The sequence below is a fragment of the Bacillus sp. GC_Bacil_1 genome (assembly GCF_026540675.1).
GTDB lineage: Bacteria > Bacillota > Bacilli > Bacillales > Bacillaceae_G > Bacillus_A > Bacillus_A cereus.
On record NZ_JALNUG010000013.1, the window covers coordinates 108,193 to 124,992 of the forward strand.

A 16,800-nucleotide genomic window follows, 5' to 3' on the forward strand; every position below is an offset into this window, starting at 1 on the left:
GTCAATTTATATAAGGAAGGGGGAGCCCCTTCCTTATATAATTTTTATTTTCTTGATTAAAATCCGTCTTCTAATGCTGCGAATGGAATGTTTAGTCTGTTTTCTACTGTACGTAAACGTTGGTTTAAGCGGTTTAGTCTACGTGTATGGCGCTCAACTGTATTTTCTAGTTGACGTACTCTTTGTTCAAGCTCATTTACGCGTCTTTCTAATTGACGATTTCCAGTGCCAGGAAAAGAGATTGGAAGTTGGAATTGTCTATTTTGGTCATATGGATTCGTTTGCTCTGCTTGATCTATATTAGATTGATATTGTGCTTGTAAGTCATACTGTGGTTGTTGGTACGCATATTGATTATATGGATCATATGGATTGTAGGGATACATAATAACATCCTCCATTTCTTTAAAATAGGTTGAATTCACCATAATGTATGTGCAAAAGCGGAGCGGTGGCACGGCAAATACCTATTTATGTTGACGGGATTTCTCTTTATCCCGCATTAACGGGCAGTAAGACCCCACTGATTAAAGTTTCACTTTATAAAAAATAGCTTGAGGGTTTTTGATTTGTATTTCTTTTGCTTGATGGTATATACTGGATAAAAGAGAGAGTTTACATAAAAGTTACAATTCTATCAAACTCAAACTTTTATGTAAATATGTATAGACATTTATAAAAGAAAAGAGTAATTTATATAGAGTGAAAAATAACTTGTAACATTTTATAAACATATTGTAAAATGATTGTAACAAAACATACATAAAAATGAAATAAATACATAATAGTGATGTTGGGGAAAGGGAGAGAGTATATTGTTCCGTAAAGTAAAGGGTATATTAGTTGGGGTGTTATGTGTAGCTGTAGTGAGTGGCTGTGGTGCAAAAGTAAGTGATGTTGCATTGGTAAGTGATATTGGTGGGCACACTGTAGAGGCTAAAGCAGAAGTGCAGGATACTATTAGTTTAGTTGATGGTCGAACTGGTACTGAAGTGAAAAAATTAGATTTATCTGGTTTAGGCTATTTTGAAGATGAAGCGGAATTTAAAAAGTCTGTAACAAAGGTTGTTGGTGAGGTTGGAAAAAGCGTCGACAAAAAAATGGTTCCTTCACGTATAGCACCTGATGGAAGTTGGCAAGAAGGAAAACCTTCTTATGAATTAATGGAAAAAGAATTAGTAGATAAATTGTTAAACGTTGGTATGTGGGATGCTACGTATCAGTTGCCGATTGTGGAGAAAAAACCAGTCGCAACATTAAGTGATGCGCAAGGAAATGGTACGGTAATTGGTAGATATGAAACGAACTTAGGTGGTTCAACAGGTGGCCGTATTGAGAATATTCGTTTGTCAGCAGCGAGCATAAATGGAGTTGTGTTAGCAAAAGGAGACCGTTTCTCTTTTAATTCTTTAATCGGTGATACAACACCAGATAAAGGATATCAATTAGGGAAAGAAATAGTTGATGGTAAATTAGTAGATGGATATGGCGGTGGTGTTTGTCAAACATCTTCAACTTTATACAATGCAGCAGATCAAGCTGGCCTGAAAATGGTGGAGAGAACTACACATTCTAAAACGGTAGGTTATGTTCCACAAGGAAGAGATGCTACAATTGCATATCCATATTTAGATTTAGTATTTGAAAATACGAATGATGCACCTGTGAAGCTTTATATGGGCATTCAGGGTGGAAAGCTAGTTGCTGAAGTACATAAAATGAGATAAGAGTTATAAAGCCCCCTTTTCTGAAAGTTAGAAAAGGGGGCATTTTATTATGAAAATAAAAATGTATGTAAATTCTGACTTTTCTTATTTACATAGGATGATTTTAGTTGTATCCTTCATAGTAACGGTTATATGTAATGGGAAAATATAGGGATAAGGAGATGAGGTTATTCATGGTACAAATTCATCCGAAAACACGTATTGGTCATGTTGAATTTAAAGTGAAAGATTTAGAGCGTCAAATTTCTTTTTATGAGAATGTTGTAGGATTAGAGGTAATTAAGCAAGAGGGGAATAAAGCATATTTATCTGGAAAAGGTGGAAAAAACGCGTTACTTGTTCTTGAAAAGATAGAGGACGGGGTACTGCAAGAACCGCGTACGACTGGTATATATCATGTAGCCTTTTTAGTTCCGACTCGTGAAGCTTTTGCTTCTGCGCTATTTGGGGTTCTTCGTAATAAGAATGTAATTGACAGCCCGGCTGAGCAAGAAGGGCGTTATACATATTCAAATGAAATTTTACCAATTTCAAGGTTTAATAGTGCAAGTGATCATACATATAGCGAAGCTTATTATTTGCAAGATTTAGAGGGGAATGGTATTGAAATTTATGCAGACCGACCGCGCGATCAATGGGGAGAAGGGCCAGGAGGAAGTACACCACTTGATTTAAAAGAATTGGCAACACTCGTTGATTATGAGTTTGATGGTTTGCCTGCTAATACTGTCGTTGGGCATGTACATTTACGAATAGCTGATGTAGAGAAATCACATGAATTTTATGTGGAAACAGTAGGTTTTGAAGTACAGCAGCGTGAAGAGGATTGCTTATTTATTTCAGCAGGGGGATATCATCACCATATTGGTGCAAATACGTGGAACGGAGTAAACAATCCACACCCACCAGTACATGCAACCGGACTAAAGGTATATGCGATTGTACTACCGCATAAAGAAGCGTTAGATGAAGTGAAAGAAAGATTAATAGAAAAACAACATAAAATAAATGAAACTACAAATGGGTTTGCGGTAGTAGATCCAAGTGGTATTACAGTGCAGTTTGAAATAGAAACAGTGTAAAATAAGCGAGAAAGTGTATAATCACTTTCTCGCTTATTTGTGATTATTCATAGCTCAATCCAATATCTTCTTACTACATTCCCATCTTCCTCAGTGAAATCATCATCACGAATCCCGCCGTTATGCAAAATCGTTTTTTCAGAAGCGGTATTCACTGCGTCGCAAACGACAAGTACTTTCGTGATGTCTAACTCCTTCGTTTTTTCTAATGATAATGCTAGTAACTTCGTAGCATAACCTTTTCTTCTTTCAGAAGGGCGAATGCCATAACCAATGTGACCGCCAGCGTTAAATAAATGTTTGGTTAAACTATGACGTATATTAACAGCTCCCACAATTTTATTTTCATCTGTAACAAGCCAATATGTAGAATCTGGTACCCAAGTTTCAGGGATATTTATTCCGTTATGCGCATCGAGAAGTTCTTGAACCATAGCTGGGAAGTTGGTAGGATTTTTTGTGATAACCCACGGGATCATTGTTTCACCGCTATCTTTCCATTCGTTATAGAAATCTAAGTATTCTTCTTGTAAATCAGTAGTAGGTGTAAGTAATGAGACGTTCATTGTTAGTAAGCTCCTTTATTTATGTAGTTTTTATAAAAAATTATGAAACAAAGTGAAAGCGTTTTCCAAAATTTCTCAACCTAATTTCATGCAATCCACCTTTGGTTTTTTAGAAAATTAGTGAAGGTTTAAAATTAGGAGTTATTTATTTTATGTTAATATTTAAAATATTAACATAAAACAGTCGGAGTATTAAGTGTATTTTAGTGGTATTCTTTCATGTTGATAAATGGATGTTTGTGATAATTTTTGTTTTATCTATCTATAATGAATGAAAGGGGGAAGTGCCCGTGAGTGTAGATTTTGATTTTATTATACGAATCGGTGTTGCTGGCTTGTTAGGAGCAATGATTGGTATTGAAAGAGAAATTCGATCGAAAGAAGCTGGATTAAAGACTCATTTCCTCGTAGCGGTAGGAAGTGCGTTAATAATGGTTGTTTCGAAATATGCCTTTTCAGATATTGTGTATGAAGAGCATACGTCTCTAGACCCAAGTCGGATTGCGGCACAAGTCGTTAGTGGAGTTGGTTTTTTAGGTGCAGGCACAATTATTATTCAAAAGCAGGCGGTGAAAGGATTAACGACCGCGGCTGGTTTATGGGCTACTGCCGGTATAGGATTAGCAATTGGAGCGGGAATGTATGTAGTAGGCATTGGAGCGACGATTCTCGTTTTAATTGGTTTAGAAATTGTCAGTCGTATTTTTAAGGTGCAATTTTTATTTCCACAAAATATAACAGTGCAAATGTTTGTAAATAAACATGAAGCGGTACAACAAATATTAGAAACACTACAAGTGAAAGGCATCCCAATACTCTCATATGAGGTGGAAGCTTCACAGCAAGGTACAGAAACTGTTTATAAGGTAGGGATGCAACTGAAAAATATATCGTCAGAAGAAAAGAATGAGTTTATTCAGCATATGCAAACATTACCGGAAGTTACGTTTATAAAGTTAAAATCATAGTGTTGAAAACGAGGATAGATGTAGCGGGAATTTTGCTATTATCTATCTTTTTTGATATAAAATGCACGGAAAGTCAAGCGTTAATTTTACATGAAATGAATATATGTGTGAACGTTACCTTATTTTTTCTCAATACAGGACAAAAAGTAAAAATAGTAAAATAATGGAGCGGGACACTAAAAATGTAAGGTAGGGGAGAGCATGAAAGGCTATTCAAAGAAAATGTTAATAGGGGTAAGTTTTGCTAGTTTAATGTTAGGGAGTTTTCAAGGGGTCAGTTTGGCAGAAGATACTAAGGGAGAGCAAGTTTCTTATCGAAATGTGCTCAAAATGGAGCCAGTCGGTGTACAACTACCAGTACAAGAATTAGCTCATTCATCGAAAGTGCTCGAAAGCAAGTCTTTTGAGAAAAGGCTACAATTTGCCGATTTATCACAAAGACCACCTGAGGTGAAAAAAGAAAGTAAGCAATTAGCTGTAGCGAAAACTTATACAATTGCTGAATTAAATCAATTAAGCAATCAGCAGTTAGTAGATTTACTTGTAACAATTGATTGGGAGCAAATTACGGGGCTATTTCAGTTTAATACAGACAGTCTAGCATTCTATCAAAATGATAGTAGGATGCAGGCGATTATTGATAAATTGAAGCAGCAAGGACAAGCCTATACGAAGGATGATTCAAAAGGGATTGAGACATTAGTGGAGGTATTACGTTCAGGATTTTATTTAGGATTTTATAATTCGGAACTTAGTAAATTAAATGAACGGAGTTATCATGATAAATGCTTACCTGCATTAAAAGCGATAGCTAACAATTCAAATTTCAAGCTGGGTACATTAGAGCAAAATAGAGTGGTATCATCATACGGAAAGTTAATAGGAAACGCTTCGAGTGATGTGGAAACGATAACATCAGCTGCAAAAATTTTTAAACAATATAATGATAATTTTTCTACATTAGTAGATAATCTTTCAGCTGGAAATGCTATTTACGATATTATGCAAGGTGTTGATTACGACATTCAATCGTATTTGTACGATACGAGGAAAGCACCGAAAGATACAGTATGGTATCAGAAAATAGATAGTTATATTAATGAACTAAGTCGTTTTGCATTAATGGGAACGATTACAGCAAAAAACGGTTGGCTTATTAATAATGGCATTTATTATACAGGTAGACTCGGTACGTTCCATAGTACAGGAACGAAAGGGTTACAAGTTGTAACAGATGCGATGAAAATTTATCCGTATTTAGGGGAGCAATATTTCGTAGCTGCTGAGCAAATCGCAACGAATTATGGCGGAAAAGATGCAAATGGTAAAGTGGTGAATTTAGATCAAATAAGAGAAGATGGAAAGAAAAAATATTTGCCAAAAACGTATACGTTTGATGATGGGGCAATTGTTTTAAAAGCTGGAGATAAAGTGACAGAAGAAAAAGTAAAACGTTTATATTGGGCGGCAAAAGAAGTGAAGGCACAATTCCATCGTACGGTTGAAAGTGATCAACCTTTAGAAAAAGGAAATCCTGATGATGTACTAACGATGATTATTTATAATAGCCCAGCAGAATATCAATTTAATCGTCAATTGTACGGTTATGAAACGAATAACGGTGGTCTTTATATAGAAGGAACAGGTACGTTCTTTACTTATGAGCGTACGCCAGAAGAAAGTATTTATAGTTTAGAAGAATTATTCAGACACGAGTTCACGCATTATTTACAAGGTAGATATGAAGTACCAGGGTTATGGGGACAAGGGAAAATATATGAAAATGAAAGATTATCTTGGTTTGAAGAAGGGAATGCTGAATTTTTTGCAGGGGCAACGAGAACGGATAATGTTGTACCGAGAAAGAGTATTATAGGAGGATTATCTTCAAATCCAGCAGAGCGTTATACGGCAGAGCGAACGTTAAATGCAAAGTATGGAACGTGGGATTTCTATAATTATTCCTTTGCTTTACAATCGTATATGTACAATAAGAGATATGATATGTTCGATAAAATACATGATCTTATTAGGAAAAATGATGTAACAGCATATGATGCATATCGCTCTACATTAAGTAAAGATGCGAATTTAAATAAAGAATATCAAGATTATATGCAAATGCTAGTTGATAATCGTGAGAAATATAATGTGCCATTAGTATCAGACGATTATTTAGCGAATCATGTATGGAAGCCAGTTTCAGATATTGCGGCAGAAATCACAGCGGAAGCAAAATTGAAAAATGTATCAGTAAAGAAAAATAAATCACAGTTCTTTAATACATTCACACTACAAGGAACATATACAGGAACCGCAGCAAAAGGAGAATATGAAGATTGGAAAACAATTACACAAAACGTTAATGATACGTTAAAACGTTTAAGTGCAAAGGAATGGACAGGCTATAAAACAGTAACAGCATACTTCGTAAATTATCGCGTGAATGCATCAGGACAATTTGAATATGATGTTGTGTTCCACGGTATTAATACAGAAGAAGGTGCAGAGAATAAAGCACCAGTTGCAGTTATAAACGGTCCGTATAGTGGAAATGTAAATGAAGCAATTTCATTTAAAAGCGACGGATCAAAAGATGAAGACGGGAAAATTACTTCGTATAAATGGGAGTTTGGTGATGGAGCAGTAAGTAATGAGCAAAATCCAACTCACGTATATACAAAAGAAGGAACGTATACGACGAAATTAACGGTAACAGACGATAAAGGAGCAACTAATACTGCTACAGCGACTGTAACTGTTCAAAAGAAAGAAGATAACAGTGTAGAAAAAGAACCGAATAACTCATTCCAAACAGCAAACAAACTGCAGTTAAATCAAGTTTTACGTGCTAGTTTAGGAAATGGCGATACAAGTGACTTCTTTGAAATTAATGTGGAGACTGCTAAAAACCTTCAAATTAACGTAACGAATGAAAATAATATCGGAATGAACTGGGTACTTTATTCTGAAGCAGATTTAAATAATTATGTTACGTATGCTCAGCAGCAAGGGAATAAACTAGTAGGTAGTTACTACACGTATCCAGGGAAGTATTATTTACATGTGTATCAGTATGGCGGGGGGACAGGGAATTATACGGTGGAAGTGAAGTAGTAAAAAGGGAGTTGTCTTTTTCAATGAATGGCACAAGGTTTGTACTTTAATGGAAAAACAACTGTAGGAAATGTCTATAATGATAATAACAAATTAAGTGTCGAGAGATGTTATATTTACATTAAACCAATCTAATCAGTAAATGAGATAAAGTCGATGAACTAGTATTTCATCACGATGTAAGAAAAGTTATAAATATTAAGTGTTTTTAATTGAATTAAACTAAAGGATCAGAGTATATCTGTAACAATAGATAAGCTCTGATCCTTATTATTTTTAATTAATACACATGAATTTAAGATAATTAATAAGTAAGCTAGCGCTAGCGGGATTCTTAAAATTCATTTATGTAATTAACTAAACAGAAAGTTTTTATCGCATTAGTAAGGGATACTAATAGAAAAGCGTGTCCCTTTACCTAAGTTACTCTCTATCTCTATATCTCCGTTTAATTCTTTAATAATACTATAAGCAATCATAGTACCAAGCCCAGTTCCTTTTTCTGTTGTTGAATAGAATGGCAAAGCAATTCGTTTTATTTGTTGAGATGACATCCCAATTCCTGAATCAATAATATCAATTATGATATTTCCTTTTACTTTTTGTATATTTATTTGTAATAATCCACCATTTTTCATAGCCTCAATTCCGTTTTGGATGATGTTGTTTAGACAGAGTTTGAATTTTTCGGGGTCCCCATTTATATAAAAGGAATCTGTACTATTTTGTTTGATTTCAACTTTGTATGATAGAGCGAGTGGTGAAATAGTATCTTTCACCTGATTTAAAATGTGATTAATATCTATTTTCTCTTTTAGGGTGTTCTGTGGTTTGGTTAAAGATAAATAGTTATTAATAGTAGATTGTATTTGCTGCATTTCAATTAACATGATTTCTAAGTATTGATCCTGAGATAGCTTAGAGGCATGTTTTTCATTTAATAATTGAGTGAATCCATGTACCGTGGTTAGTGGATTGTGGATTTCGTGTGCAATTGACGCTGCTAGTTCGCTAGCTATATAAAATTTTTCAGCCCGTTGTAGCTTTTCTTTCATTTTATATTTCTCGATCATTCCCTCTATTAAATAAACTGATAATAATACTGTGAAAATATTAATGATTATGTAATTTAATAAAAATTCTATGAGAGTAGAGTCTATTTTCCCTCCTGTATGTATTTGAGTTACAATACCGCAAATAGAAAGTGAAGTTGTACATACTAAAATAAGGAGTAAGCTTAATAATACTTTTTTTTCTTTAATATACATAGGTAATAAGTAACGAAAGAGCATTGTTATACCAAAAATAATAGTGAAGATAATAAATGATGGAAGAACGCCATTTCCGCCTAAGTAAAACCGATAAGAAAGATATAAAATTCCTATAAAAACAATGTTTTTTGTATTTCCATATAGAAAAACTAATATAATAGGAATAAAACGTAAATCATAAATAAATCCCACATGTAAATGAAAAGGAAAAGTCATACAAAAAATAATAGCAATGGAGGAAAGGATAGAAAATAATATATTATTACATGTTGTTTTTTCTTTAAACTCTAGCCAAAATACGTGATAGCTAAGGATACAAATTATTATAATAAAGGTATTTAATAAAAGAGTAGAAATTCCCATAGTTTTGCATCTCCAATAGTTTGTAAGTAGAATTATGTATGAGTTGGACATAGATGTTTAGTATTAGTAGACTTTTTATCTAAAAAAGGAAGGGTACTTGAAAAATGCTGTTATATTACTCGTATTAAAATTGATAAGGAAGATAGAAAAAATCTATTTAAATTTATGTACATATGAAATTATAAACTAACTTTTGTATAGGTAAAATTGGGATTGAGTTACTGATAAAATAAGGTTTTTAAGTATGAATATTCTGTAAAAATGATATACATGGTGACTCCTGTTTTGTAGCCTTCGTTATATTAACATGGAATATATCAAATTACAAAGTGAAATTTTAGAAAAATTTTATTAGTACATTTTATCTGAAATAGAAATGCTATTTATGTGAGTATTTTGGTACTTACTCGTATAAAACTTTGTTAGAAAAAGACTTTAAAATTCACATGTTTTTTATGAAGCGTAATATTGTAACTTTATCTATGTGGGTTTCTCAATAACTATTAAGGTGCAGAGTTAAGATATATAGGTTTATAGATATGAATTATTACATAAAAACGCACTTGGAAAAGGATGTATGATGGTAATAGAATACAAACATCAAGGGGGAACTTAAAATGAAGTTAAATAAACTAGTGCTTAGTTGTGGAGTAGTTTCAGCATTAACACTTGGTGTGTTAGGGAATAATACTTATGCTGAAGAAGTACACAAAACGAATGATCCAATTCATGTAGTTGAACATGTTTCTGCAGACTTATTATTAACCCAAACAATGGATTATAGTGGCGAGGCTGAAACTTCTTTCGTATATGATGGGAGTACTGACTTAAGCTTCTCTATGAAAAATAATGGTCAAAATACAATGGGATATAGTGTAAAAGGTCCAAATACAGAGCTAATTGTTGGTGGTTATATAAAACCTGGAGAACAACAAATTAATGTTACAAATGTACGGAATGCTTTATCTCCATTACCGAATGGAACATATAAAATTTATGTTTCAAATGATGATGGTTCTAAGGGGCAATTCCAAGTTTCAGTAAGATCTATGAATTAAATTTAAAACGCTTTGCTTTTAAGTTAATTTAATCTTTACTTATTGGAAAGAAGCTAAATTGAATTGAGAATTACTGATAAAAATGAAAACGAGCACCTTATCTAATTGTGAGAGGGTGTTCGTTTTTTGCTATTAAACAGAAAACAATTATAAATACATTTTGATATTTCCATTGCTAACCTACTAGATTGTGTCAACGAGAGAATGTCTACTATAAAAGATATCAAAATAAAGATGATGTAACATTCCGCTAAATTATATGGGGAAATAGAAAAACCACTCTTATATGAGTGGTTTTTAGTAATTATTTTTAGGTTATACATTTAAAATTAGGCTAAGTTATAGAAATAATAAACATTTAATCCGTTGTTATTATTTTGGTTCTGGATAATGATTGTAGTATGAGATTCTAATAAATTCTTGGTAGACATTTGTTAATTTGGCATCTCTAAGAGCATCGTTGAATTTTTGCATACGTACACTCCCTTGAGCGTAGCCTCCACCTGGAGTATAAGGGTTTCTTGCTTCAAAGTCATCCAAAAATACTTTTAATTTTTTATAGTCTTGAGATTGATAGAAAGCCACGGCCTCTTCAGGAGTGACATCAAAGTAAGAGGATGACGTTGAGTTATAAGAAGCTGCTTGAGCAGTAGGTGCCTCTAGCATAGTTGCAGCTCCACCGAACATAGTAAGCGCCATAGAAGATACAATAATTTTTTTTAACATAATAAAACCTCCATGTAGAATATTGGATTAACAGTAACCCTGTAATCATTGTAGTTACATTGAAAATGATTATCAAATGCAATATTGCATAATGTATCCCGCTATTTGTGGGCAGTAAGACTCACGCCCAAAAATTCAATGAAAGTAAAGAAGTTAGATGGGGATCGAGCTGAATAAAGTTTTACTTTATTCTTTAAATGAGGAGTCACCCTTATATCTCAATGAAGGAGCGTAATAGAGAATTAATAGATTAAAAGAGGTGTATAAATTATTCGGATTAACCAGAAAATGAAAAGGCTATTTTTAATAGGGGGAAAGCTTAATAACTGAAGTGAAGGAATTGGTATTTATATATTTAACATACATATTTGTCTTTTAACTTGTAGGCGTGTTTTAGAATTTGTATATAGTAAATTCGTTAAAAAACTTGATAAATAATAAAATGTGTAAATTTTTTGACTATTTCATTAAAATTATTTAATATTTGTAATTTATTGTTTTATAATGATAATCGGGTCGATCGTGAATGTTTTAGATATTGCGATATATACTCGGATTAATTTATTCTAGGGAGGTTACAAAATTGGGTAAGAGAGTCATTATAAGAGTTTTTACATTATTATCAGTACTGGCATTATTCCTTAATGTATTTTTACCTAGGGCTAGTGCAGAGGTTATGATGCATGAGAAATATTCAATGGACTGGAGTTATAGTAATAGTCTAGGTAAGTACATTCGCACTGAAATGATTAAAAATTCAAGTGGTCAAATTGCTTATTGCTTAACTCTTGGATTAAAATCACCAAATGGTGAAGATCTTCCTGAAATGGGGAAAACAGATAATGTAGTATATAGAGTCTTATTAAATGGTTTCCCACAAAAAAGTGCTGAACAGCTGGGAGTAGCTAATAAAAATGAAGCGCATTATGCAACGCAACTTGCGGTTTGGAATGCATTAGGTCAACTCGATGTAAATGAATTAAAACATGAGAATAAAAATGTTGAAAAAGCAGCTAAGGCTATTATTAGTAATGCTAATAATAGTGAAGAGACTCAAGATGTTTTTATGAATGTGATTCCTGCTGAAAAGCAAAAAGCAGAATTAAAGGGTGAATTCTTCGAAACAAATCTATATTCAGTACAAACAAATGCTAAGAGTGGTTCTTATAAGGTAGTAGCGAAAAATGCACCTAATGGAGTTAGAATTGTTAGTGAAAATGGAGAAGTGAAAGATCAGCTTTCAGTTGGAGAAAAATTTCGTATCCAAATTCCTAAGAATACAAAAACGGGTGAATTTAATTTAAGTGTAGCTGCTAATTTAACTAAAGTTCAAGCAATTGCTTACCGTGGTACGGATACTGTTCAGAACGCTACAGTACTATTAGAAAGAAATGAAGAAAAGCTTAGTAGTGATCTTGCAGTAAATTGGGAAGCAGCTGGTTCTTTAAAAATTAAAAAGGTTGGAGAAAATGGAGAAGTTTTAGCTGATGCAGTATTTGAGGTCTTTAATGCAAATAATGAATCAGTTGGAAAAATCACGACTGGTGCTGATGGTATGGCAGAATTAAACAACTTACCAATTGGTACTTACACATTAAAAGAAATTAAAGCACCAACAGGCTATGTTTCAGATGATAAACTACAAACTATTGAAGTTAAGACAGGAGAAACAGGAGCTGTCCAAATAGTAAATAACAAAGTAAAAGGTAACATCGAAATTAAAAAGCTCAGTGATTCAGGAAAGGTTTTACCAAATGTTGAATTCACAGTCTTTACTGAAGATGGAAAAGAAGTGCAAAAAGTAGTAACAAAAGAAAATGGAATTGCAAACGTTGAAGGTCTTACGTATGGTAAGTATTATTTCTTAGAGACAAAAACACCTAATGGATATATTGGAAATAAAACAAAGTATCCTTTTGAAATTAAAGAGCACAATAAAACACTTACTTTTACAGTGGAAAATACCGAAGTGAAAGGTAGTGTAAAATTACTAAAAGTAGATAATGAAGATATTAGCAAAAAATTAGAAGGTGCAGTATTTGAATTGAAAGATGAAAGTGGAAAAGTAGTTGGGGAATATAAGACAGATAAAAATGGCGAGATTAACGTCAAAGATTTAGCGTATGGTAAATATTCATTTGTAGAAAAGGCTTCTCCACATGGTTACGTTCTTGTTAAAGAACCAATTATGTTCGAAATAAAGGAACATGGGAAGATTATTGAGTTATTGGCAGTTAATCATCTTATCAAAGGTGATCTAGAAATTACAAAGGTAGATGTAGCTGATGGAAATAACAAGCTTCCAAATGCAGAATTTACGATTTATAACGAAGTAGGAAAAGAAGTAGTAAAAGGAAAAACAGACGATAAAGGAATCGCTAAATTTGAAAAATTACCATTTGGAAAATACACATATAAAGAAACTGTTGCGCCAAAAGGTTATGTATTAAATGAAGAAACGTTCTCTTTTGAAATTAAAGAGAATGGTCAAATCATTAAACACATTGTCAAAGATGAAAAGATTCCTTCAATAAAAACAACAGCTACTGATAAAACAGATGGTACAAAAGAAATACACACGTCTAAGTCTGTAACAATCCAAGATAAAGTGGAATACAAAGACCTACAAGTAGGTAAAGAATACACTTTAAAAGGTAAATTAATGAATAAAGAGACTAATAAACCATTAGTTGTAAATGGTAAAGAAGTAACAGCTGAAACGAAGTTTACACCAAAAGAAGCAAATGGCTCTATTACATTAGACTTCACATTTGATGCAACTGGTTTAGAAGAAAAAGAGGTAGTAGTATTCGAAGAGTTATTGAAAGAAGGAAAAATTGTTACAACACATGCTGATATCAATGATAAAGGTCAAACAGTTAAGTTCGTTAAGCCATCAGTAAAAACGACAGCAACAAACAAAGCTGATGGTGGAAAAGAGATTCATTCAAAGGATTCTATCACTATTCAAGACAAAGTGGAGTATACTAACTTAGTTGTAGGTAAAGAGTACACTGTAAAAGGTAAACTAATGAACAAAGCTATTAACAAACCATTATTAATTGATGGAAAAGAAGTAACAGCTGAAACGAAGTTTACTGCAAAAGAAAAGAACGGTTTTGTAACATTAGACTTTACTTTTGTTGGTGCTGAACAGCAAGGAAGAGAAGTAGTCGTGTTTGAAGACTTATTACATGAAGGTCAAGTAATTGCCACACATGCTGACATTAACGATGTAGGTCAAACAGTTCGATTTGTAGAACCTTCTATTAAAACGACAGCAACAAACAAAGCTGATGGTTCTAAAGAGTTAGACGCTTCTAAATCTGTAACAATCCAAGATAAAGTGGAATACAAAGACTTAATCGTGGGTAAAGAGTATGTTGTAAAAGGTAAACTGATGGATAAAGCAACAAACAAGCCATTATTAGTTGATGGAAAAGAAGTAACAGTAGAATCTAAGTTTATTGCTAAAGAGAAGAATGGTTCTATCACACTAGATTTCACATTTAATGCTTCTGCATTACAAGGTAAAGAAGTAGTAGTATTTGAAGAACTGTATCAAGATAATATATTAGTAGCTATTCACGCTGAAATTGAAGATAAGGAACAAACAGTGAAATTTAAAGAGGTAAAGCCGGAACAACCTAAACCAGAACAGCCAAATTCAGATAAAAATACTCCAACACCAGAGCAGCCTAACGAGCAAGTAAAAGAACAACCACAACCTAAGCAAGAAATTCAATCTAAAATTGGATGGTTACCGCAAACAGGTACTAATCTTACAAGTTGGATATCTATGGCTGCAGGCGCATTACTGTTAATTGTTGGTGGAGTGATTTTCTTAAAACGTAAAAATGCATAGAAATTAAAAAATAAGCACATCTGTTTTTATAACAAGATGTGCTTATTTTTATCATTTTAGCCAAGAAGACTCCTATATTCAAGCGTGAATGGCATTTAAAATAGCAAATTTATTTGTAGTAAATAATACATAATTTTGTTTTACTGTTTTAATTAAAATACGATCTGTTGTCCCATAAGCTGTTCCAATACGTATGACATCTACTTCTTCAACACCAGCATAGGTAGCATCTTCGGTAATCTCAATCACATCACGTAATGGAATTGTAATCTCCGTCAATTGCCATGAAATAATTAACTCTTCATTTGTTTTTTTTACATTAATGCCTAGCATTATACCAAGACCCTTCAATAATAATACGCTACACTTCTAATCTTATTATATAAATTTTTAGATTTTTTATCTATATGTAGGAATAGAATTTATTTATATTTGTGAGCATCTTAATGATGTCAAACAAATAGAAGGATATACAGTCTTTCTATTAAGAAATATGGTAAGAACAAAAGTTCACTTCAAATTAATATGAATTTGATATGGTTGAGATATTATGAACGAGAAATAGTAAGAGTTGCAGGAAGGAAATGAATAATGAGACTTAAATTAGTAGGAATTTTCATTTGTGTAATTATGATGTTAGGTATCTTTATAATTTACACCAATCAATCTATTGGTAAAGAACCAGATAAGACGAACTATGAATCTCGTGAAAACTCCATAAATAAAGAGAAAGATAGTAGAGGAAAAGGGCAATCAAAATACAATGAAAGTTCTTTTGCTAGTATACAGGCTGTAGTTAATAAGGAATATGGATTACCCGAAGACTATAAACCAGAGGATTTAGTTGTACCAAATGTACCATTCTCATTTAGTGGAACGGTAGAAAAGAGTCACCTCCGTAAAGAGGCGGCAGAAGCACTGGAAAAGTTATTTGATTTAGCAAAGCAGGAGGGGATTCAGTTAAATGCTGTTTCGGGATTTCGTTCCTATGACTATCAACAACGATTGTATACAAACAATGTGAAAAGAAAAGGACAAGAGCATACGGATCGCTTCTCGGCAAAACCAGGACATAGCGAACATCAAACAGGGTTAACAATGGACGTTTCTTCTAAAAGTGCGAACAATGAACTAGAGTTATCCTTTGCTAATACGAAGGAAGGAAAATGGCTGAAAGAAAACGCGCATCGCGCAGGGTTTATCATTCGTTATCCTAAGGGAAAGGAAAGTATTACAGGTTATGCATATGAACCTTGGCATATTCGCTATGTAGGAGATATTGCTGAAAATATATATAAACAAAAGCAGACTTTAGAAGAATACATGAATCTATGAAAATAGAATTGAAGAATTAAACTGGCTATCAATAGACGTGAGATTGTAAAAGGCAGGGGATATAAATTAAGGTGTTTTTTAATTTTTTTGGTGAAGAGGGAAGGTCTCCCTCTTCTTTTTTCATTCCTTGTAAAATTTGAGGATGTCTTAAGGGAATGAAAAGATGGATTGTGTGAATTTATTAATATAGGCTACTTTAGGTGGCTTCTAGAGATGTTTTTTGAGGGAATACAATGTTATAAGTTTGTAGTATTCATTGCAGCAATTGACTATATTATAGGAGCATTCACGTTGGAATATAACAGAGAATTATAGAGTAAAGTAGGATTCAAAAGCATTGTTAAAAATGTTGGTGTTATAAGTTATTTTCCTATCAAAATAATTAGTCTTTTTTCAAAATTTAAGGTTGTTATTTTATTATATCTAGTAACTATTTATATTATTTAATAATTACTTTGTTTACTATTAAGGTGGTTATCTTACAAAATTGTAAGGTTATTTTAATTGACACTCGTATGTATAAGTAACTATACTGGTTACACAATATTGGTGAGTATATTTAATAATCTCTATCTATAAGTGTATGTCCGAGGATTATTTTTGGAGTAATAGTTCGATTTTAAATTCGTTATACTATATATAGCGATATAAATAACGTGATCTATTCTTTATTCAAAGTCGTATTATTTAAAGATTAATTATAAATGATATATTTACCAAAT

Annotated in this window: 12 protein-coding genes; 7 read left to right on the forward strand and 5 right to left on the reverse strand. The window is 32.7% G+C overall.

The features are described from left to right. Positions 1–56: 56 nt before the first annotated feature. Positions 57–386: a hypothetical protein gene (locus tag OXT04_RS19930; RefSeq protein ID WP_000283707.1), complete on the reverse strand. Its 330-nt coding sequence runs from the start codon at positions 384–386 to the stop codon at positions 57–59. A gap of 429 nt (positions 387–815) precedes the next feature. Between OXT04_RS19930 and OXT04_RS19935 the strand changes: the two genes are divergently transcribed. Together OXT04_RS19935 and OXT04_RS19940 are read left to right on the forward strand one after the other, a co-directional pair. Then, entirely contained in the window at positions 816–1,727 is a 912-nt protein-coding gene (locus OXT04_RS19935) for a VanW family protein (protein ID WP_267416986.1), read from the forward strand. Positions 1,728–1,900: 173 nt separating this feature from the next. After that, a complete protein-coding gene (locus OXT04_RS19940; RefSeq protein ID WP_098675917.1) occupies positions 1,901–2,809 on the forward strand; it encodes a VOC family protein in 909 nt (302 codons plus the stop codon). Positions 2,810–2,856: 47 nt separating this feature from the next. Here the strand turns inward: OXT04_RS19940 and OXT04_RS19945 are convergent, their stop codons facing one another. After that, entirely contained in the window at positions 2,857–3,375 is a 519-nt protein-coding gene (locus tag OXT04_RS19945; RefSeq protein WP_267416987.1) for a GNAT family N-acetyltransferase, read from the reverse strand. A gap of 290 nt (positions 3,376–3,665) precedes the next feature. Between OXT04_RS19945 and OXT04_RS19950 the strand changes: the two genes are divergently transcribed. Both OXT04_RS19950 and colA read left to right on the forward strand, forming a co-directional pair. Further along, on the forward strand, positions 3,666–4,343 hold the full coding sequence (locus OXT04_RS19950; RefSeq protein ID WP_000109730.1) for an MgtC/SapB family protein: 678 nt from the start codon (positions 3,666–3,668) through the stop codon (positions 4,341–4,343). 201 nt (positions 4,344–4,544) lie between these two features. Further along, the gene (gene colA / locus OXT04_RS19955; protein WP_267416989.1) at positions 4,545–7,460 is read left to right on the forward strand and encodes a collagenase ColA; all 2,916 of its coding nucleotides are present in this window, start codon (positions 4,545–4,547) and stop codon (positions 7,458–7,460) included. A gap of 380 nt (positions 7,461–7,840) precedes the next feature. On the opposite strand, the gene OXT04_RS19960 is transcribed toward colA, so the two are convergent. Continuing rightward, positions 7,841–9,094, reverse strand: a complete 1,254-nt coding sequence (locus tag OXT04_RS19960; protein ID WP_000513023.1) for a sensor histidine kinase — start codon at positions 9,092–9,094, stop codon at positions 7,841–7,843. Between the two features lie 617 nt (positions 9,095–9,711). On the opposite strand from OXT04_RS19960, the gene OXT04_RS19965 reads away from it, so the two are divergent. Then, a complete protein-coding gene (locus tag OXT04_RS19965; RefSeq protein ID WP_000773517.1) occupies positions 9,712–10,152 on the forward strand; it encodes a hypothetical protein in 441 nt (146 codons plus the stop codon). A 372-nt stretch (positions 10,153–10,524) separates the two neighbouring features. On the opposite strand, the gene OXT04_RS19970 is transcribed toward OXT04_RS19965, so the two are convergent. Beyond that, the gene (locus OXT04_RS19970) at positions 10,525–10,878 is read right to left on the reverse strand and encodes a hypothetical protein (RefSeq protein ID WP_000913814.1); all 354 of its coding nucleotides are present in this window, start codon (positions 10,876–10,878) and stop codon (positions 10,525–10,527) included. Between the two features lie 583 nt (positions 10,879–11,461). Between OXT04_RS19970 and OXT04_RS19975 the strand changes: the two genes are divergently transcribed. Beyond that, positions 11,462–14,743 carry a VaFE repeat-containing surface-anchored protein gene (locus tag OXT04_RS19975; protein ID WP_097821385.1) on the forward strand — a complete coding sequence of 1,094 codons (3,282 nt, stop codon included), beginning with the start codon at positions 11,462–11,464 and terminating at the stop codon, positions 14,741–14,743. Positions 14,744–14,821: 78 nt separating this feature from the next. On the opposite strand, the gene OXT04_RS19980 is transcribed toward OXT04_RS19975, so the two are convergent. Further along, on the reverse strand, positions 14,822–15,076 hold the full coding sequence (locus OXT04_RS19980; protein ID WP_267417002.1) for a SunI/YnzG family protein: 255 nt from the start codon (positions 15,074–15,076) through the stop codon (positions 14,822–14,824). A gap of 258 nt (positions 15,077–15,334) precedes the next feature. On the opposite strand from OXT04_RS19980, the gene OXT04_RS19985 reads away from it, so the two are divergent. Beyond that, positions 15,335–16,078 (forward strand): M15 family metallopeptidase, encoded by a 744-nt coding sequence (locus tag OXT04_RS19985; protein ID WP_001237442.1) that lies wholly within the window; start codon positions 15,335–15,337, stop codon positions 16,076–16,078. Positions 16,079–16,800: the final 722 nt, after the last annotated feature.